This window comes from Clostridium sp. DL1XJH146, assembly GCF_054819755.1.
The window spans coordinates 52,315-70,663 of the sequence record NZ_JBTVVN010000019.1; the positions used below are offsets into that span (position 1 = coordinate 52,315).

Here is an 18,349-nt window from a genome sequence, read left to right on the forward strand (position 1 = left end):
ATTAGCAATTTGCAATTGAGGTTGATTTTGTTTCTTGCGTCACAAAATCTATAATTTAATACTCGTTTTAGCTTTGCTAAAACATCGTTGTAACTGCTGATGAGCCAGGAATGCATTCATCTCAAGTTGAGCAAGATAACAGAAATTATTCTAGACATTCATTTATGCCAATGTTCCAGCCTTCAGCTTCACAAGAATGTAAAGACATGATTATTAAAGCATATGAAGTTAGTGAAAAGTTTGATTCACCGGTATTGTTTAGAATTACTACACGTGTTTGTCATTCAAAGAGTATCGTTGAAATTGATGAAAGAAATGAAGTTGGAATAAAGCCTTATACTAAGAATATTGTTAAAAATGTTCCAGTACCTAAGCATTCAAGAGGGATGAAAGTTAGAGTTTTAGAAAGAACAGAAAAGTTAAGAAAATTTTCTAATTAAACAGAATTAAACTATATGGAAATGTATGATACAAAAATCGGTATCGTAGCTTCAGGGGGTTCTTATTCTTGTGATAAAGAAGTGTTTGGTGAAAAGGCATCTTATATGAAAATTGGTTTCTCATGGCCAATGCCAATGGAAAAAATTAAAGAGTTCGCTTCAAAGGTAGATAAAATTTACGTTATTGAAGAAAATGACCCAATAATGGAAAATGAATTAAAAGCAAATGGAATTGAGTGTTATGGTAAAGATGTATTCCCATCAAATAGAAGAAGAAAGTATAAGGCACAGTTGATTTATAATGTCGATTTTCTGACGAAAGAAGGGAATCGGCATTACCTATAAATGGTGAACTATAAAAGGGGTGTGTGTTTTGAAAAAAGGCGGTTTTATATGGGGAAGTGTTATGGCACTATTTGTGGCCTTCTTAGTAGTACCAGCTACTCATGAAATTTTCATATCATTTACAGCTAGTCATGCTTATTTAAGCGGATTTATTAAATTTGCAATATTATCGACTATGGGTGAATTATTAGCAATTAGGATTTCAACTTCAGATTGGACTATTCCAAAAGGAGCTATATACAGAGCCTTAGTTTGGGGTTTTTTAGGCATGGCTATTGTACTTATGTTTGAAATTTTCTCTAATGGAGTTATTGCAGCTTTAGCACATGGAAAGCTACCTGGTGGAAATTCTACTTTCTTATTTGCATTTTTTACTAGTGCAATGATGAATCTAACTTTTGGTCCTGCAATGATGGGCTTTCACCGTGTAACAGATACTTACATAGATTTAAGATATGAAGGAAAATTAGATAAAATTACAATAAAAGATATTACTTCAACAATTGACTGGAATGGATTTGTTTCTTTTACAGTATTAAAAACTATACCGTTTTTCTGGATACCAGCACATACAGTAGTTTTCTTATTGCCAGCAGAATATAGAGTTTTAGGCGCAGCAATGTTATCAATTGCTTTAGGAGTTCTTTTAGCTTTTGGTAAAAAGAAGAAATAATTAATTTATGAGGGTACTTATTATGGCAAAAATAGTTTTAGCAATAAATCCAGGTTCCACTTCTACTAAAATTGCAGTTTATGATGGAAAAGAGCAGATTTTTTCAGAGACATTAGACCATCCTGTAGAAGAAATAGAAAAATACGAAAGAGGCTAAGACCAATTTGAAATGCGTAAAGATTTAATAGTGGAACTATTAGAAGATAATAATATTCAAATAAGTTCATTAAAAGCAGTTGTAGGTAGAGGGAGGAATTCTGCCACCTGTGAAATCAGGAGCATATCAAATAGCTAAGGCTATTTGTGACCTTTCGACTGTTTTAAAAGATGAAGTTGATGCAATAGTTATAACAGGAGGAATAGCTTATTCTAAAATGATGACGAATTGGATAGAAAAAAGAGTTAAGTTTATAGCACCTGTTGAGATAATGCCAGGAGAAAAAGAATTAGAATCACTAGCTTATGGAACATTAAGAGTTTTGAATGGTGAAGAAGAAGCTAAAGAATATAAAGAGTAGAGGTTAATAAAATTTATATATATTAAGTATTACTGATTTAGTAATGACTGAATTGTATATCGTAGTTTTATATGATGAAAAAGGGGAAGATAGATAGATTGGCAAATAGCTGGTCTATTTATTTTTTTATTATTACTATTCACTTAATATGAATTTCACACATAAGATAATATATAATCAATTTATGGAGTGTTAGAATGATATACGCTTTGGTAATGGCCGGGGGAAAAGGGACAAGACTTTATCCTCTCTCAAGAGAACAGAAGCCTAAGCAATTCTTAGAATTGTTAAATAATAAAAGTTTTTTAAGAAATACAATTGATAGGATTAAATCTTTTGTAAATATAAATAATATATACGTAGTCACAAATGAAAATTATAAAGATAAAGTTGTAGAAGAGCTTTCAGAGCTAAATCCAAATAATATTTTTGCTGAACCTTGTAATAAGGAAACTGCTACATGTATAGGTTTATCTGCAGTTAAATTATTAAAAAAAGATAAAGATGCAGTAATGGTTGTGCTACCATCTGATCATTATATAGAGAATGATAAGGAATTTCAAAATATAGTAAAAGAAGCAATTGAATTGGCAGAAAGAAAAAGAGGGTTAATAACTTTAGGGATTAGTCCTACTAGACCAGAGACCGGTTATGGATATATAAAAATGGGAGATAAGATTAAGGGAAATTTCCCATCGTATAAAATAGCACGTTTTGCAGAAAAACCTAATATAGAAATTGCAAAAGAGTTTTTAATGGAAGAAAATTATTTATGGAATAGTGGTATGTTTATCTGGAGAGCAGATGTTTTTCTAAGAGAAATGGAAAAATATTTACCTAATATGTATAAATGTTTAATGGAAGTGTATAATAACTTAGGAAATGAAAATGAAAATAATATAATAAGTTGTCAATATAATTTAATAGAAGGTATATCAGTAGACTATGGAATTATGCAGAGAACAAGAAAAGCATATGTAATAAAATGTGATTTCGTTTGGGATGATATTGGTTCATTTAATGCACTTTCGAGATTCTTAGGGGAATATAGGGGAAATAACATTTTAGGTAATGCATTTTTAGAGCAGAGTGAAAATTGTTTTGTTATAGGTGAAAATAAATTGATTATTGGGTTTGGAATAAAAGATTTAATTATAGTAGATGCTGGGGATGTTTTATTGGTAATGCCAAGAGAAAAAGATCAAGAAATGAAGTATCTAGTACGTAAAATAAAAGAAGAAAAAAATCATGAATATTTTCTCTAATCATTGTCAAGCGATAATGATTATTAACTAACTTTACAAGTATTTCACTATGATGTATAATTTACTAAAGACTAAATTAATTTCAAGGAGGATATTATGATTAGCGAAAGATTATTTGAAGAAATAAATAAACAGATAAATTATGAGTTTTATTCAGCGCATTTGTATTTAGCAATGGCAGGTTATGCAGCTTCTTTGGATATGCCAGGAGTTGAAAATTTCTTTAAGGTTCAAGCAGAAGAAGAAAAATTTCATGCTATGAAATTCTTCGATTATGTAAATGAAATGGGTGGAAGGGTTAATTTAAGTGTATTAGAAGGACCTAAAAATGATTATGAATCATTATTGGATTTATTTGAAGAAGCATATGAACATGAAAAATTTGTTACAAGTAGAATATATCTTTTAACAGATATTGCTACTGAAGAAAGAGAACATGCAACTATTAGCTTTTTAAGATGGTTCATTGATGAACAAGTAGAGGAAGAAGCAACTTTTACAAGTATCATTAGTAAATTAAAGAGAATTAAAGAAGATAGCAATGGTATATATATGATTGATAATGAATTAGCAGCGAGAGTATTTACTCCACCAGTAGCGTAAAAACGAATTAATATACTTATTTAAGCAGTCATAATAGGGTATCTACTGTTAAACTCTATAGGTGGCTGCTTTGATATTGTAGATATTATAAGAAAATTAAAGGGGGATAAACTGTGAAAGATTTTAATTATTTAATGCCAACTAAAGTTTTATTTGGAAAAGATGTTTTGGAAAAGCATAAAGACCTAATAAAAAAAATTGGGGGAAAATGTTTAATTGTAACAGGTAAGAGTTCATCTAAAAAAAATGGTTCATTACACGATGTAGAGAAAATACTTAGCGAATTGCGTATCAAATATTCAATTTTTGACGAAATAGAAGAAAATCCTACCATAGAACTTGTTGAAAAGGGAGGTCTATTTGCTAGAAATGAAAAAAGTGACTTTATTATAGCAATAGGAGGAGGTTCTCCTCTAGATGCTGCTAAGGGAATTGGTGTTTTTGCTTATAATAAAGATTTTCAAAAAGAAAACCTATTTGATCAACCATTAAGAAAGTCTATACCGATAATTGCAATTCCAACAACATCAGGAACAGGATCAGAAGTAACTCCTTATGCTATATATACAGACCATATAGCAAAAACAAAAAGGAATTTCTCACATAAAATATTCCCTGAAATTGCTTTTTTGGATGCTAAATATACAGAAACAGTTCCATATGGTGTTACTGTAAATACAGCTGTAGATGCATTTTCGCATTTGATAGAAGGTTATTTAAATGTAAATGCAAATACTTTAAGTGATGCTTCTGCTGAAAAAGGCATTAAATTATTTGGAGAATGTATGAATGCTTTATATAACAAGGAAATTGATTACGAGATAAGAGAAAAATTGTTATTAATGTCTACGCTAGGGGGTATAGTAATAGCTCAATGTGGAACTTCACTTCCTCATGGTATGGGTTATCATTTAACATATTATCACCATATTTCTCACGGAAAGGCTAATGGACTACTTTTACCGGCCTATATGAAATTATGTGAAAAATCTAATAAGGATAAAGTAGATAGAATAATTGAGTTACTAGGTATAGAAAGTATAAAAGAATTTTCTGATTTTATAAAAATAACTTTAGGAGATGAATTTAAATTATCTGAAGAAGAAATTACTACTTATAGTGCATTAATGATTGGAAATGAAGCAAAATTAAAAAATCATCCTGAAAAAGTTGAAGTAAATGATATTGAAATGATTTATAAAGATTTTTTAGGTGAATAAAAATAAATTGGAGGCATCATTATAAGTTATTTTAGCTGCCTTTAGAAAAAAAGTGTCTCTTTTGAGGCACTTTTTTTATTTATGTGAACTTATTAGGAAATAGTAAATTTCCAATTCATGTATAGAATTATAGAAAAAGACTATATATTAATAGTTTGTAAATAAATATTGAAAATTATTGACTTTTAGTCATTAAAGAATATAATTAATATAGAAATCATTTAAAGGTTATATAAATTTTTAGGGGGAGTTCTATATGGAAATAAAAAATAGTATCGGGAAAAATGTTAAGCAAACACTAGTTAATCAAGTAGTTGGTATTATTCAAAAAAATCCTGAAGAGAATGTTGATAAAATAGTTAATATAGCTAAAAAGCTTACAAAAGATCCTGTACAGTTAAATGGTATTGAAAAAGTATACGAGTATTATAAAACACAGCCTGCAACTTATGAATATGTCCAAAACTTATTAAAAACTACTGATAAAAAGTGTTTAAAAAAATTTTTCACCAATTATTTAGCAAATGCAAACTGGCATGCAACACCAATAAGAAAAAAATGGCTTGAAGAAGAAAACACAAAAGTTCCTTTTGTATTATTAGTTAGTCCATCAATGCAATGTAATTTGAGATGTAAAGGCTGCTATGCTACTGATATGCTAAGTCAACCTAAAATGGCTATTGAAGAATTTGAAAGAATTGTAAAAGAAGCTAGAGACTTAGGCATATATTGGATAATAGTTTTAGGTGGAGAGCCATTTTTCTATAAAGAATTATTAGATGTTTATGGCAAATATGATGATATGATGTTTACTCCATTTACTAATGGAACTTTGATAGATGAAGAAACAGGGGATAGATTAAGACAACTTGGCAATGTAATTCCGATGCTTTCAGTTGAAGGAGAAGAAGAAGAAACAGATGCTAGAAGAGGAAAAGGAACATATCAAAAGGTAATGAATGCAATGGATGTACTAAAAGAAAAAGGAGTGTTATTTGGTGTTTCTACTGCAGTGACTAGAACTAATATTGATTCTGTTTTATCGGATGAATTTGTGGATAAAATAATTGGGAAAGGGTCAAAAATGAATTGGTATTTTTTACTTATGCCTGTTGGATGTGAAAATCCTGATTTTGATATGATGCTTACTCCAGAACAAAGAGTGTACCTTGGACAAAGAACAAGAGAGATAAGAAAAACAAAACCATATTTTACAGCTGATTTCTTTAATGATGCGCCTTTTGTTGGAGGATGCATTGCGGGTAAATACTTTGCTCATGTTAATGTTAATGAAGATGTAGAGCCTTGTATTTTTGCTCATTATTCAACAGTTAATCTTAAAGGTAGACCACTTATTGATGCATTTAAAGATCCTTTCTTTAAGGAATTAAGAAGTAGACAACCATATAGTGATAATATGTTGAGACCTTGTATGATGATTGATAATCCTGAAGTTGTTAGAGAAGTAACAGCTAAAGTTGGAGCTAAAGCAACTGATATTGGTGGAAAGGCCATGGTTAGCTCAAAAGATTATATGGATAATTTAGATAGAGTAGCTGCTGAATGGAAACCATATGCAGATAAAGAGTGGAAAGAAGTTTTCAATGAACAGGGAAATGATAAATTCTCAAAAGGCTAAGGGATAATTATAATGCACAATGCACAATGCACAATGCACAATGCACAATTAAGGAGGAAATATTTTAGCGGAGCTAAAATATTTCTTTGATTTAATTAATGATAAATAAATTATTTAAAGAATTTCTGCTGAGGGAAGAAATTCTTTTTTTAGTTTGATTTATAAATTAAAAATAATAACTTAATAATGAAAGCAGTTGATTTCAATTGGTTTTTTTGTTAGAATTATAGAAAAGGTTTTCTATAATAGGAGGTTTTTAAATGGCAATTTTAGTTTGTGGTGGTGCAGGTTATATTGGTAGTCACATGGTGGCAGAACTATTAGAAAATGGAGAAGAAGTTGTTATACTTGATAACCTGCAAAAGGGTCATAAAGATGCTATTATTGGTGGTAAATTATATGTAGGTGACTTGAGAGATAGAGAGATTTTAGATAAAGTTTTTACAGAGAATAATATAGAAGCTGTTATTGATTTTGCAGCGGATTCATTAGTTGGTGAATCTGTAGAAAATCCAATTAAGTACTTTGAAAATAATGTAGGCTCTACTTTAAGTTTACTTAAAGCTATGAATGATTATGATGTGAAAAAAATTGTATTTTCATCAACTGCGGCAACTTATGGTGAACCTGAAAATACCCCAATACTTGAAGAAGATAGGACATTTCCTACAAATCCATATGGAGAATCAAAATTAACAGTAGAAAAAGTACTAAAATGGTGTGATAATGCCTATGGTATAAAATATACTGTACTAAGATATTTTAATGCAGCAGGTGCCCATACAGGTGGGAAAATAGGTGAAGACCATAGACCAGAGAGTCATTTGATACCGATTATACTTCAAGTTGCATTAGGTAAAAGAGAAAAGATATTTGTATATGGAGATGATTATGATACAAAGGATGGTTCATGCATAAGGGACTATATACATGTATCAGACTTAGGTTCTGCCCACTTATTAGCACTTAATAAATTAAGGGAAGGTAGTGAAAGTAAAACTTTTAATTTAGGAAATGGAACAGGTTTTTCTGTTAAAGAAGTAATAGAGGTTACAAGAAAAGTTACAGGAAAAGAAATTAAAGCAGAGATTGCACAAAGAAGAGCAGGAGATCCTGCAATATTAATAGCATCTTCTGAAAAGGCACAAAATGAGCTTGGGTGGAAACCTAAATATAATAACGTAGAGACAATAATAGAAACGGCATGGAAATGGTATGTAAATCATCCAGATGGATATGATAATTAAGTAGGTGTAGAGTTATGGCAGTTACAATAAATGATGTAGCAAAAGAAGCAGGAGTATCAATTACAACGGTGTCTAGAGTTCTCAATAATAATTATCCTGTAAAAAAAGAAACTCGAGAAATTATAGAAAAAGCTATAGAAAAACTTAATTACAATCCTAATGCTATGGCTAGGAGCTTGATAACTAAGAAAACATCAATGATAGGAGTAGTAGTTCCTGGTATTACAAATTTATTTTTCACGACTATTGTTGAAGAATTTGAAATTAGCCTTAAGAAACAAGGTTATTCAATTTCATTAAGTAATACAGGTGGGAATGCAAAGGAAGAAAAGAAAATAGTTCAAAATATGATTTCGAGACAAGTGGATGCAATATTACTAATTGATCCTGCAATTAAAAATTTGGACGAAGGATATTACGAAAAGATTTCTAAAACAATCCCTACTTTAATTGTAAATGGTTGTGGAGAAGGATATAAGGGCAAATTTCTATCCTATGATGAAAAAATTGGTACTGAAAAAGCCTTTGAATATTTGGTAAACTTAAATCATAGGAGAATTGCATTTATTAGAGGTGGAAGTAGCTATTCTTATGATATTAAAGAAAATATATATCAAAATGTAATTCAAAAGAATAAATTTAGCTATAAAAAAATAATAAGAGTTGGTGGAGGAAACAGTATTCATGTAGTAGATGAAGTTAATGAAATGGTCAAAAATATTTTACTCAGTGAAGGAAAACCAACTGCTATTTTTGCATGTAATGAAATTATGGCTATAGGAGTAGTTAATGCTTGTAAAGAGATGAATATAGATATTCCTGAAGAAATATCTATTGTTGGATGCGACAATACATATCTTGCAAGTATATCTAGTCCAAAACTATCAACTGTGGATTTGAAGATTGAAGAAATAGGGAAAAGAGCCGCTAAAGAAATTTTTAAAATAATTGAAAATAACCTAGAAAAATATCATAATATAAAACTTAAGACCTCTTTTATTAAAAGAGAAAGCTGTGGAGAAGCAATGTTTGATTATAGAATATAAAATAGATTTTAACAATAAGAAACAATAGGTGATGCACTCTAACTAAAAGGATTTTATCCTTTGTTAGAGTGCATTGTTTTTGTTATTATAGACTTTTTCATAAATTTCTAATGTTTTTTCAGCTGTTTTAATCCAGTTGAATTCAGAAGCTCTTTTTAGAGAATTTTCTCTCAGCTTTTCTTTGATCTCAATATTATTAAGAATTTTAATAATATTTTTTTCTATTTCATAATGATCAAATGGGTTTATTAAAAAACCTGCATCTCCTACTACCTCTGGAATAGAAGAAATATTGCTTGTAATTACAGGAGTTCCACAACACATAGCTTCAAGTGGTGGAAGACCAAAACCTTCATAAAGTGAAGGGTATGCAAATAATTCTGCAGCATTATAAAAAATTGGAAGTTCCTTTGTTGGAAGGTAGCCTGTAAATAGTATTCTGTTATTTTTTATACCAAATTCTTGGTATAGGCTATTTCCTATATCTTTCCTAGCGCCTCCTAAAACTAAATAGTAATCATCATTAAGCCATTTTTGGGCTTTTATGAAAGAATGAATTAATGCCCTCACATTTTTTCTTTCGCTAAAGCCTCCAATGTATAGTATGAAATTTTTATCAATTTTATATTTGTTTTTTAAAAAATTTTTACATTTCTCTCTATTAAGGGGCTTATATATTTTATCGGCGGCTAAAGGAGTAACATAAACTTTCCCTTTGGCAGTAGGGAAAAATTTTAGGATATCTTTTTTTGAACATTCTGAAACTGTAATAATAGCATCGGATGCAGATATTATTGAAGGAACATCTTCAAGAAATTTCCTCAAGTATCCTGCGCCGACTGTTTCAGGCAAAATATAAGGTATTAAATCATGAATTGTTATTATTTTATTATATCTGCTGTGTGCTTCTGTTTCTAATCCTATCCCATTTTGGGGGATATGATAAATATCAACATCTGATTTTTTCAAATCATAGGGAATATAAATATTATTAAAAAATCTACTATGTTTTTTTGAAGTATATATTATATCTACGTTATTTTTTTTAAAATTTTTGTAGTTTTTTTCAGACCAATAAAGCCTATAATTATGGTCACTAATATTAATGAGATTGGAAACTAAATTATCGGTATAAGTACCTATACCTGTCCCCCTATACCAGTTTATACCTCTTGAATCAATTGCTATCTTCATAGTACACTCTCCTAATTAACCCTATATATATAAAATACTATAAAAGAATGAATTGTGTGAATAGTTTAAGATAATCACAGAGTATTTTTAAATTACATATAATAAAATAGATTAATATATTGGAGGAACATAATTGGAAATAGAAGAAATAATTAAAACTGTAGAGGTCAATTATGATATTAATGCTACGGTAGTTGAAGAAAGGAAAAATATAATTAAAATCAAGGATGAAAATAAAAGTTATTGTTTGAAAATTATTAAATATAATTTTGGGCATTTTCTATTTATACTAGAAGCTATTAATCATCTAATAAAGAATGATTTTCAATTTATTTCACAATTTATAAAAACTAAAGATAATAAACAATATATTAAAATAAACGATTCTTATGCATATTTGATACCATGGATTCAAGGAAGGCAGTCAAATTATAATAATGATGAAGAATTAAAAGCTGTTACACAAAAATTGGCTGACCTTCACATTAAAAGTAGAAACTTTGAAATTGAATCTAATTTTAACCCAAGGACTTATTGGTTTAAATGGGTTGAAACCTTTGAAACAAGGAAAAAAGAGATATTGGATTTTAAGAGAAGAATTTATGAAAAAGAAAATAAAAGTGAATTTGATTATTTGTATCTTAGTATCATGGAAGAGGAAATCAAAAGGGCAAATAGGTCAATTGATAAATTAAAGAAAAGTGATTATATGAAAACTATGAAAAAAGAATCTGAACTAAAAGGGTTCTGTCATCATGATATGGCCAATCATAACGTGTTAATTAAAGAAAATGGAGAAATTTATTTTATAGATTTTGATTATTGTATTTTAGATACTCACCTACACGATGTTTCAAGTTTGTTAATTAGAAATATGAAATGTGGTAATTGGAGTATGAAAAAAGTAGCTGAGATTATGAGTTGGTATAATTTCATTTATCCTTTTAATGAAGGAGATATAGAAATAATGGCAGCTTTTATGGAATTTCCGCAAGAATATTGGCAACGGGGTATTCAATATTATTGGGAAAAGAAAGCTTGGGGAGAAGAATTTTTTATTAATAAATTAACTAAATATATTGATGACATAGAGCAGAGAGAAAAATTTATTGATGAGTTTGGGCATAAAAAAATATGTCAAATTATTTAGTTAGGAGGATGTATCGATGAAAAAAACATTGAGTTCATATATGAGTGAAAACGGAATTGTTTTATCAAATAATAAAAATAAGATTAAATATAAGAAAATAGATAATGATATGATAGTTAATCAACTTTACATTATAGATGAATTTCATAGGAAACTTAAAGGATATAGTCCTTCGATTAAGGAAAAACTCCCTGATAATAGAGGGGTTTTATTTAGAGAGTTTAAAAATAAATTTAATTTATTTTCTTATTATTCTGCTAAGTTAACTAAAGAGAGACCATCAAATGATTTTGAAGACTTAATTTATAATTGTAGAGAGGAAATTTTAAATTTAGGGCAAAGACCTTTTACTAGAAACAATTATAAAACTTTTATGAATTCATTAAAAAGAAGCTATAAAAACAAGGAAATATGCATAGTAGATACTTGGTTTGAAAATATATGGAAAAATGAACAAATTTGTATAAATAATATTAATGAATGTAGCTATAATCTATATGAAAATGATGTTTTATATTTATTGATTAAACTAAAGAGTAAAGGATTAGTTTTTGATTGGGATAGTTTAATCCAGAATTATTGTAAAATAAAAAGAATAGATGAAGATGGAGAAAGGTTAATAACTGATTTGTTTAAATTTCCATATTACTCAATAAAATCTACTTTGAAATATTTCAGAAATGAATATGATAACTCTTATGAAAAAATTGAGAGAAAATTTATTGTAAGAACTCAAAATGAATTAATCAGTTTTTAAAGGAAGGGGCTATATACATGTTGTATGAAGTAAAGATAAAGAGTATGGAAGATCTTGTTAAATATGATTTAAATATTGAGATTTTTGAAAATTTTGAATTTGAAATTAAAGATATAATACCTGTTAGAAAAGTATTTATTCTAGACACAGATAAAGGATATAAAATATTGAAGAAATTAAGTATATCTGAAAAAGATATGGATTTTATTACACAAGGACTAAGCTATGTGAGGAAAAGAGGCTTTGATAATGTACTTAAGATTAATAAGACTATAAAAAATGAGTTCTATTTTAATTGGGAAGGGGAATACTATTGTGTTATAGATTTGGTACAAGGAAGAGAAAGTCAATATGATAATCCTATAGATATTGAAATATGTAGTGAATATATATCAAAATTACATGCTGCATCAGAAGGATTTAAATATATCGATGGGTATAGAAATAAAAGTGGCACGGCAATAAGGTCACTAAATCAAGAAATTGAAGAATTAAAACTATTTAAAGAGTTAGCAAGTATTGAACCACAAAAGAAATTTGATAAGATTTTTTTGGAAAACTATGAGAGGCTAAATAAACAAGCATTGAAAAGCATTAGAATTTTAGAGAAAGCAAATTACTATAAGGTATGCAGTAAAGAAGATACTATAGTTCTTTGTCATCATGATTTGGCCAATCATAATATATTGATAGAGGGAGAAGAAGCTTATTTTATTGATTTTGATTATTCAATTATTGATTTGAGAGTTCATGATTTGTGTAACTTTATACTTAAGGTAGAAAAAAATTGTAAATACGAAATAGAACAATTCAACTTAATTATAAAAACATACGAGAAATATAAAAAACTTAGTGATGAAGAGAGAAAAATACTTTTAGCATATATGTATTTCCCAAAAGATTTATATTTCTTAGCTAAAAATTACTATACTAGGAAAAAGAATTGGGATTATGAAACATTTGTAAATAGAATTAATGATAAAATAGAGTTAAATTATTTAAAGAGTGAATTTTTAGATAATATTGAAAAAAATTTTATTAAAACAAATGAAATTTTGGGCTAAATATTATATAATAAGATGTGTCTATATAATACGGTTCATTAAGGAGGAAGAAATATGTACGAAAAACAAGTAGAGATTGTTAACGAAACAGGGTTGCATGCTAGACCAGCGTCATTATTTATTTCTGAAGCAATGAAATTTAAGAGTAATATAACATTAGTAAAAGAAGGTAAGGCAGCTAATGGTAAAAGCATGCTAAATGTATTGTCTCTTGGTTTGAATAGAGGAGCAGTTATTACTATAAAAGCTGAAGGCGATGACGAACAATTAGCAGTAGAAAAACTTGTAGATTTTATTGCTAATCTTCAAGAATAATTACTTGGGCAATTGCAAATGAGAGATTTTGTGATTGTCTTTATTCTTTTTTGATAATATGATGAAGTAAGTCGAAAAGCTGCTGATATTATCAGCAGCTTAAATTTTTATGACATTCATTAAATTAGTAATTAGATACGCATAAATCTTACTGGTATAGAAAAAATTCAAAATCAATGACTGGGAAAAAATATCGCTGTTACTTGAAGAATAAATAATAGGACCACTGACAATTAATAAAATCACAATAACAATGATACTTGAAAAAGCATTAAAAAGAAATCCAAGTGAATTATTTATAAAAGAAAATTTCTTTGATTTCTTTATAGATTTATTAACTATCGATGTAACAATTGTGAGAATAAGTAAAAGTCCTAAAAAAGTAATTAATATTCCTAAAGATGAAATAACTAATGCAGTAAAAGCAGAAGATATAGATTGTCCTACTTTTAAAATGTTACTATTAAGTAAATTTTGCATATATGCAATACTGTTAGAAAAAAATCCTCCTATAGAATCGGAATTTGAAAAAAGGTCACCTGACAATTCTAAATTACTAGGATCTATGCCTAATGTATCTATAGTCATAGTTTGAAATCTCTCGATTATGTAGTTATTAATAGTATCTTTAAATGATGAGTTCCATAGAAAATCTGTTACAATAGGGGAAAATATCTTAGTGCCTATCATTGCGACTAAATATTTTGCTAATGAAATTAAACTTAACCAAAACCCTTTAATGTATCCGATTATACCTGCAATAATTACAATTGCAATGATTACAAAATCAACATTATTCATTTCATACTAACCTCCTTGATTCTTTTTATATTTTTATTTATGGAAGAATAAATTATTTATTCTTAGATACTTATGTTTATTATAACAAAAAAATGTAGACCATGTTATTAAAGTCATAGTAAATATAAAAAAAGTGGATAAAATATAATCGAAGTAAAGTATAAGGAGGTTATGGATATGAATGAAAAATTAATAGATTTAAGAATTGAACATAGAAACACTCAAACGGAGATTGGTGAATTATTAGACATTACAGCGCAAGAATATGAACAGAAAGAAAAGGGAAGAGTTAGTTTAACAGCAGTTGAGAGAAATACTTTAGCTGAGTTTTATGGAATTAAAAAAGAAGAATTGTGATAACTTATTTAAATGATAATTTAAATAAGCTCTATAGTTTAAAATAAACAAAAATGAAAAGATTCTATTTTGCAATTATGCAAATAGAGTCTTTTTATTTATATAATTAACCTATATATGCTATAATTATTTAAGTTACAGAGTAAGTTATAGTGAAAAAAAAGATGTGAATTTAACGGGGGAATATTATGAAAAAGAAAAAAATAGCTTTTGCATTTCTAGGATTAATAATTGTTTTAAGCATGGCTTTTGTTCTTTGGGCTGAATTGCCTTTCAATGCAATGGACCAAGCCATGGCTGTATTTAATTCAAATGATGATAGCATAATTACTAAGCAAAGTGATTTTGGTTACGAATTTTGGCCAAAAGAATATAATTTTGAAAGAGGATTTATTATTTACCCAGGCGCAAGAGTTGATGCTGATGCATACTCACCATTAGCAACCTATTTAGCAGAAAAGGGTATAGCTACAATTATTGTCAAAATGCCACTAAAATTAGCGATTTTTAATTCTGATATTGCAGAAGATATTATAGAGGAGTACGATAATATTACTTTATGGACTATATCAGGGCATTCCTTAGGTGGGGCAATGGCATGTAAATATATATATGATACAGAAGATGAGAAAATTGATTCTTTAGTCTTGCTTGCGTCATATCCAGCTGCAAGTAACGATTTGTCTGAAGTTGATATAGAGGTGTTATCGTTATATGCTACTAATGATGGATTTGCAACAGTAGATAAAATTAATGATTCAAAAGAAAATTTACCAGAGGATACACAATTTGATGAAATAGTCGGTGGTAATCATGAGCAATTTGGATGGTATGGTCATCAGCCTGGAGATGGAGAAGCAGAAATATCTAGAGAAGAGCAACAGACAATAGTAAATAACAAAATTATAGATTTTATATCAAACGATAGTAATAAATAAGTTAACTAGAAACTTTACAATGGAGGTAAAAATGATAAAGTTAGATGAAAGCAACTTAGGAGATAAAATTAAAGATTTGATTAGGAAAGTAAGAAAAGAAGTGGAACCGTTGGAATTAAATATTTATAAGGATGTTGGGGTTAAGGATATTAAGGTAGAAACAAAAGTAGATGAAAAAGGAAATTTTAATGTTATAATTTATGAAGAAGAACAGGAAGAATTTTTTATTTCATTAGAAATTTTAGGTCTTCTTAGTCAAAAATATGTTCCGAGCTTTATAAGAGTTCTTCAATTTGATATTGTAGGCAATATAGGCAAACAAATTCAAACATATTTATCTAGTAAATGGATAATGGAAGAACAAAAAAAGATAGGTATAGAGCCAGAGATTAGAAGAATGCTCCCTAATGTAGAAAAAATATTAAATTTAGATAATAATCCATATAATAAAATAACAAAGATTTTGCTAGTTAATAGTATGATAAGATTTTATCCAGAATCAATCAAAAACTATAATGAAATCATTCTTGATAATTGTCCAGATGTTTTAAAGTATTCAAACGAAATAATGAAGAGCATTTTAGAAAATGATATGGACAATAAGGTATCTACAAAGAAAGCTATTGTGAAATCTATAAAACAGTGGAATACAGTTTTAATGGATTTAGGAATTGATATTGGTGATTTACAGATGTTAATTAGTGTAACACCTGTATTTAAAGAAAGGCAAAGGGATGTGAAGGCATCATCAATTTTTAAAATTATTCCTGATGCTATAATTGATGATACTACATCATTACATAATCATATAATTTTAACATTAAAGGATAATCAAACAGCAGCACATTTCCAAATGGATAAAATTAATTTAGAAGAATTGATGCGAAAATTAGATACTTTAACATTAAAAGAATTTCTAGAAATATTTGCAGTACCATTTTATTTAGAATAGAAAAAAATTTGAAATTTTATGAGGCCACTGAAAAAGTATGTTTTTTTCAGTGGCCTATTTTTAATTGGATATCATTATTTTTTTGTAGTATTGATGAATAATTATTATTAGTAAAATAATAAAAATGAAAGTTAAACTTTAAGTAAATTCAAAATTCCTTATTGGAATTTAGTTTAAAATAGAGTATAATTAATATTATAGTAATGAAATAGCCGATTACAGAAAATAGTAAAAAAATAATAATTGCAATATATGAAATTACACGGTTTCGAAATTGTAAAAATACGCGTAATATATAAAATTGTGCATTAATATGCACAATTTTATATATTACTTTTTTAAGGGATATGATATAAAAGGGGGGATTTTATGTTTGAAAAATTTAATTTAGATGCATTTGATAAATTAGCGACTATTGTTGAAATGAATAATAGAATTGATACTAGTCTATATGATGAATATGCTTTGAAAAGAGGACTTAGAAATAATAATGGAACTGGGGTATTGGTTGGACTTACAAAAGTAGGGAGTGTACATGGATATAAAACAGAAAATAATAAAAAAATTTCACAACCTGGAAAGTTAGATTATAGAGGAATTACAATTAATGAATTGGTAAATGGATTTCAAAAAGAAAAAAGACATGGTTTTGAAGAGGTTAGTTATTTATTGTTGTTTGGTAAGTTACCAAATAGAGATGAACTTTGTGAATTTAAAGATATTCTAAGTGATTTCAGAGTATTGCCTGATGGGTTTGTTGAAGATATGATTCTGAAGTTTCCAAGTAAAGATATTATGAATAAGTTACAGAGAAGTATTTTAGTATCGTATTCTTTTGATGAAAATCCAGATGATGTTGGTGTTAGAAATTTACTGATTCAAAGTATGAAAATGCTAGCTAAATTTCCTTTGTTTATAGCATATGGATATAGTGCAAAGGGCCATTATTATGATGGCAAAAGTTTAGTTATTCATTCTCCAGAAAAGGAATTAGATACAGCTGAAAATATTCTTCATCTTATAAGACCGGATAATTCATTTACTGAAAAAGAAGCTGAGCTGCTAGATTTATGTTTAGTAGTACACAGTGAACATGGTGGTGGTAATAACTCAGCATTTGCAACTCATGTCGTTTCATCAACAGGGACTGATACGTATTCAGCATTAGCAGCAGCGGTTGGTTCATTAAAAGGTCCAAAGCATGGTGGAGCTAATTTAAAAGTGATTAAAATGGTTGATAATATTAAAGAAAATATTAATGATTGGAATAATAAAGCCAAATTAAAAGATTATTTATATAAAATAATAAGAAAAGAGGCCTTTGATAAAAAGGGACTTATTTATGGTATGGGGCATGCAATTTATACACTTTCAGATCCAAGAGCTGTTCTTTTAAAGGAAAAGGCATATGAACTTGCAGTAGAAAAAGATAGATTAGAAGAATTTGAATTATATAAAAATATTGAAAAATTGACAATAGAGATAATTAAAGAAATCAGGCCAGGTAAAGATATTTGTGCAAATGTAGATTTATATTCTGGATTTGTATATAATATGCTTAATATTCCACAGGAACTGTATACTCCTATTTTTGCAACAGCTAGGGTAGCAGGATGGTGTGCACATAGAATTGAGCAAATAGTGAGTGAACCTAAAATTATAAGACCAGCTTATCAAAATGTGGATGAAAAGATAGGATATGAGGAAATGAGTAAGAGATAATAGGGTTAAAAGCAATGCACAAGGCGTAATGCACAATGCACAATGCACAATGCACAATGCACAATGCACAATGCACAATGCACAATGCACAATGCACAATGCA

20 protein-coding genes and 1 pseudogene are annotated in these 18,349 nt (G+C 28.3%); 19 read left to right on the forward strand and 2 right to left on the reverse strand.

Going from position 1 to position 18,349, the window contains the following annotated elements; genetic code table 11:
- Positions 1-110 precede the first annotated feature (110 nt).
- The 11 genes and pseudogenes from ACVHXK_RS10715 to ACVHXK_RS10765 all read left to right on the forward strand — a co-directional run bounded on the left by ACVHXK_RS10715 (position 111) and on the right by ACVHXK_RS10765 (position 8,996).
- Positions 111-440, forward strand: coding sequence for a hypothetical protein (locus tag ACVHXK_RS10715; protein WP_461206384.1), 330 nt, complete (start codon positions 111-113; stop codon positions 438-440).
- 15 nt (positions 441-455) lie between these two features.
- On the forward strand, positions 456-785 hold the full coding sequence (locus ACVHXK_RS10720; protein ID WP_461206385.1) for a hypothetical protein: 330 nt from the start codon (positions 456-458) through the stop codon (positions 783-785).
- Positions 786-804: 19 nt separating this feature from the next.
- Entirely contained in the window at positions 805-1,458 is a 654-nt protein-coding gene (locus tag ACVHXK_RS10725; RefSeq protein ID WP_461206386.1) for a hypothetical protein, read from the forward strand.
- A gap of 22 nt (positions 1,459-1,480) precedes the next feature.
- On the forward strand, positions 1,481-1,615 hold the full coding sequence (locus tag ACVHXK_RS10730) for a hypothetical protein (RefSeq protein ID WP_461206387.1): 135 nt from the start codon (positions 1,481-1,483) through the stop codon (positions 1,613-1,615).
- A gap of 124 nt (positions 1,616-1,739) precedes the next feature.
- Positions 1,740-1,976 (forward strand): annotated as a pseudogene (locus tag ACVHXK_RS10735) (butyrate kinase); the annotation flags it as partial.
- A gap of 197 nt (positions 1,977-2,173) precedes the next feature.
- Entirely contained in the window at positions 2,174-3,241 is a 1,068-nt protein-coding gene (locus tag ACVHXK_RS10740) for a mannose-1-phosphate guanylyltransferase (protein ID WP_461206388.1), read from the forward strand.
- 96 nt (positions 3,242-3,337) lie between these two features.
- Positions 3,338-3,844 (forward strand): ferritin, encoded by a 507-nt coding sequence (locus ACVHXK_RS10745; RefSeq protein ID WP_461206389.1) that lies wholly within the window; start codon positions 3,338-3,340, stop codon positions 3,842-3,844.
- Between the two features lie 113 nt (positions 3,845-3,957).
- Positions 3,958-5,064 (forward strand): iron-containing alcohol dehydrogenase family protein, encoded by a 1,107-nt coding sequence (locus ACVHXK_RS10750; protein WP_461206390.1) that lies wholly within the window; start codon positions 3,958-3,960, stop codon positions 5,062-5,064.
- A 256-nt stretch (positions 5,065-5,320) separates the two neighbouring features.
- Positions 5,321-6,703 carry a radical SAM protein gene (locus tag ACVHXK_RS10755; protein WP_461206391.1) on the forward strand — a complete coding sequence of 461 codons (1,383 nt, stop codon included), beginning with the start codon at positions 5,321-5,323 and terminating at the stop codon, positions 6,701-6,703.
- Positions 6,704-6,963: 260 nt separating this feature from the next.
- Complete coding sequence (galE, locus tag ACVHXK_RS10760) at positions 6,964-7,950, forward strand: UDP-glucose 4-epimerase GalE (RefSeq protein ID WP_461206392.1); 987 nt, start codon at positions 6,964-6,966, stop codon at positions 7,948-7,950.
- 14 nt (positions 7,951-7,964) lie between these two features.
- Entirely contained in the window at positions 7,965-8,996 is a 1,032-nt protein-coding gene (locus ACVHXK_RS10765; RefSeq protein ID WP_461206393.1) for a LacI family DNA-binding transcriptional regulator, read from the forward strand.
- 63 nt (positions 8,997-9,059) lie between these two features.
- Here the strand turns inward: ACVHXK_RS10765 and ACVHXK_RS10770 are convergent, their stop codons facing one another.
- On the reverse strand, positions 9,060-10,190 hold the full coding sequence (locus ACVHXK_RS10770) for a glycosyltransferase family 4 protein (protein ID WP_461206394.1): 1,131 nt from the start codon (positions 10,188-10,190) through the stop codon (positions 9,060-9,062).
- Between the two features lie 133 nt (positions 10,191-10,323).
- On the opposite strand from ACVHXK_RS10770, the gene ACVHXK_RS10775 reads away from it, so the two are divergent.
- The 4 genes from ACVHXK_RS10775 to ACVHXK_RS10790 are packed head-to-tail and all read left to right on the forward strand — an operon-like array spanning position 10,324 to position 13,476.
- The gene (locus ACVHXK_RS10775; protein ID WP_461206395.1) at positions 10,324-11,340 is read left to right on the forward strand and encodes a CotS family spore coat protein; all 1,017 of its coding nucleotides are present in this window, start codon (positions 10,324-10,326) and stop codon (positions 11,338-11,340) included.
- A gap of 16 nt (positions 11,341-11,356) precedes the next feature.
- A complete protein-coding gene (locus ACVHXK_RS10780; protein ID WP_461206396.1) occupies positions 11,357-12,097 on the forward strand; it encodes a protein kinase family protein in 741 nt (246 codons plus the stop codon).
- Positions 12,098-12,114: 17 nt separating this feature from the next.
- Positions 12,115-13,161: a CotS family spore coat protein gene (locus tag ACVHXK_RS10785; RefSeq protein ID WP_461206397.1), complete on the forward strand. Its 1,047-nt coding sequence runs from the start codon at positions 12,115-12,117 to the stop codon at positions 13,159-13,161.
- A 54-nt stretch (positions 13,162-13,215) separates the two neighbouring features.
- Positions 13,216-13,476: an HPr family phosphocarrier protein gene (locus ACVHXK_RS10790; RefSeq protein ID WP_461206398.1), complete on the forward strand. Its 261-nt coding sequence runs from the start codon at positions 13,216-13,218 to the stop codon at positions 13,474-13,476.
- A 99-nt stretch (positions 13,477-13,575) separates the two neighbouring features.
- On the opposite strand, the gene ACVHXK_RS10795 is transcribed toward ACVHXK_RS10790, so the two are convergent.
- Entirely contained in the window at positions 13,576-14,277 is a 702-nt protein-coding gene (locus tag ACVHXK_RS10795; protein WP_461206399.1) for a CvpA family protein, read from the reverse strand.
- 177 nt (positions 14,278-14,454) lie between these two features.
- Here ACVHXK_RS10795 and ACVHXK_RS10800 point away from each other — a divergent pair, with 177 nt between their 5' ends.
- The 4 genes from ACVHXK_RS10800 (at position 14,455) to ACVHXK_RS10815 (ending at position 18,246) form a co-directional block, all read left to right on the forward strand.
- Positions 14,455-14,634 (forward strand): hypothetical protein, encoded by a 180-nt coding sequence (locus ACVHXK_RS10800; RefSeq protein WP_461206400.1) that lies wholly within the window; start codon positions 14,455-14,457, stop codon positions 14,632-14,634.
- A 188-nt stretch (positions 14,635-14,822) separates the two neighbouring features.
- Complete coding sequence (locus tag ACVHXK_RS10805; protein WP_461206401.1) at positions 14,823-15,572, forward strand: alpha/beta hydrolase; 750 nt, start codon at positions 14,823-14,825, stop codon at positions 15,570-15,572.
- A gap of 31 nt (positions 15,573-15,603) precedes the next feature.
- Positions 15,604-16,524, forward strand: a complete 921-nt coding sequence (locus ACVHXK_RS10810; RefSeq protein WP_461206402.1) for a hypothetical protein — start codon at positions 15,604-15,606, stop codon at positions 16,522-16,524.
- A gap of 369 nt (positions 16,525-16,893) precedes the next feature.
- Positions 16,894-18,246 carry a citrate/2-methylcitrate synthase gene (locus ACVHXK_RS10815; RefSeq protein WP_461206403.1) on the forward strand — a complete coding sequence of 451 codons (1,353 nt, stop codon included), beginning with the start codon at positions 16,894-16,896 and terminating at the stop codon, positions 18,244-18,246.
- Positions 18,247-18,349 lie beyond the last annotated feature (103 nt).

What these genes read in the sequence shown, in the direction of transcription:
- ACVHXK_RS10715 (WP_461206384.1), top strand. Translation starts at nt 111, where the DNA reads ATGCATTCATCTCAAGTTGAGCAAGATAACAGAAATTATTCTAGACAT.
- ACVHXK_RS10720 (WP_461206385.1), top strand. Translation starts at nt 456, where the DNA reads ATGGAAATGTATGATACAAAAATCGGTATCGTAGCTTCAGGGGGTTCT.
- ACVHXK_RS10730 (WP_461206387.1), top strand. Translation starts at nt 1,481, where the DNA reads ATGGCAAAAATAGTTTTAGCAATAAATCCAGGTTCCACTTCTACTAAA.
- ACVHXK_RS10740 (WP_461206388.1), top strand. Translation starts at nt 2,174, where the DNA reads ATGATATACGCTTTGGTAATGGCCGGGGGAAAAGGGACAAGACTTTAT.
- ACVHXK_RS10745 (WP_461206389.1), top strand. Translation starts at nt 3,338, where the DNA reads ATGATTAGCGAAAGATTATTTGAAGAAATAAATAAACAGATAAATTAT.
- ACVHXK_RS10755 (WP_461206391.1), top strand. Translation starts at nt 5,321, where the DNA reads ATGGAAATAAAAAATAGTATCGGGAAAAATGTTAAGCAAACACTAGTT.
- galE (WP_461206392.1), top strand. Translation starts at nt 6,964, where the DNA reads ATGGCAATTTTAGTTTGTGGTGGTGCAGGTTATATTGGTAGTCACATG.
- ACVHXK_RS10765 (WP_461206393.1), top strand. Translation starts at nt 7,965, where the DNA reads ATGGCAGTTACAATAAATGATGTAGCAAAAGAAGCAGGAGTATCAATT.
- ACVHXK_RS10770 (WP_461206394.1), bottom strand. Translation starts at nt 10,190, where the DNA reads ATGAAGATAGCAATTGATTCAAGAGGTATAAACTGGTATAGGGGGACA.
- ACVHXK_RS10780 (WP_461206396.1), top strand. Translation starts at nt 11,357, where the DNA reads ATGAAAAAAACATTGAGTTCATATATGAGTGAAAACGGAATTGTTTTA.
- ACVHXK_RS10785 (WP_461206397.1), top strand. Translation starts at nt 12,115, where the DNA reads ATGTTGTATGAAGTAAAGATAAAGAGTATGGAAGATCTTGTTAAATAT.
- ACVHXK_RS10790 (WP_461206398.1), top strand. Translation starts at nt 13,216, where the DNA reads ATGTACGAAAAACAAGTAGAGATTGTTAACGAAACAGGGTTGCATGCT.
- ACVHXK_RS10795 (WP_461206399.1), bottom strand. Translation starts at nt 14,277, where the DNA reads ATGAATAATGTTGATTTTGTAATCATTGCAATTGTAATTATTGCAGGT.
- ACVHXK_RS10800 (WP_461206400.1), top strand. Translation starts at nt 14,455, where the DNA reads ATGAATGAAAAATTAATAGATTTAAGAATTGAACATAGAAACACTCAA.
- ACVHXK_RS10805 (WP_461206401.1), top strand. Translation starts at nt 14,823, where the DNA reads ATGAAAAAGAAAAAAATAGCTTTTGCATTTCTAGGATTAATAATTGTT.
- ACVHXK_RS10810 (WP_461206402.1), top strand. Translation starts at nt 15,604, where the DNA reads ATGATAAAGTTAGATGAAAGCAACTTAGGAGATAAAATTAAAGATTTG.
- ACVHXK_RS10815 (WP_461206403.1), top strand. Translation starts at nt 16,894, where the DNA reads ATGTTTGAAAAATTTAATTTAGATGCATTTGATAAATTAGCGACTATT.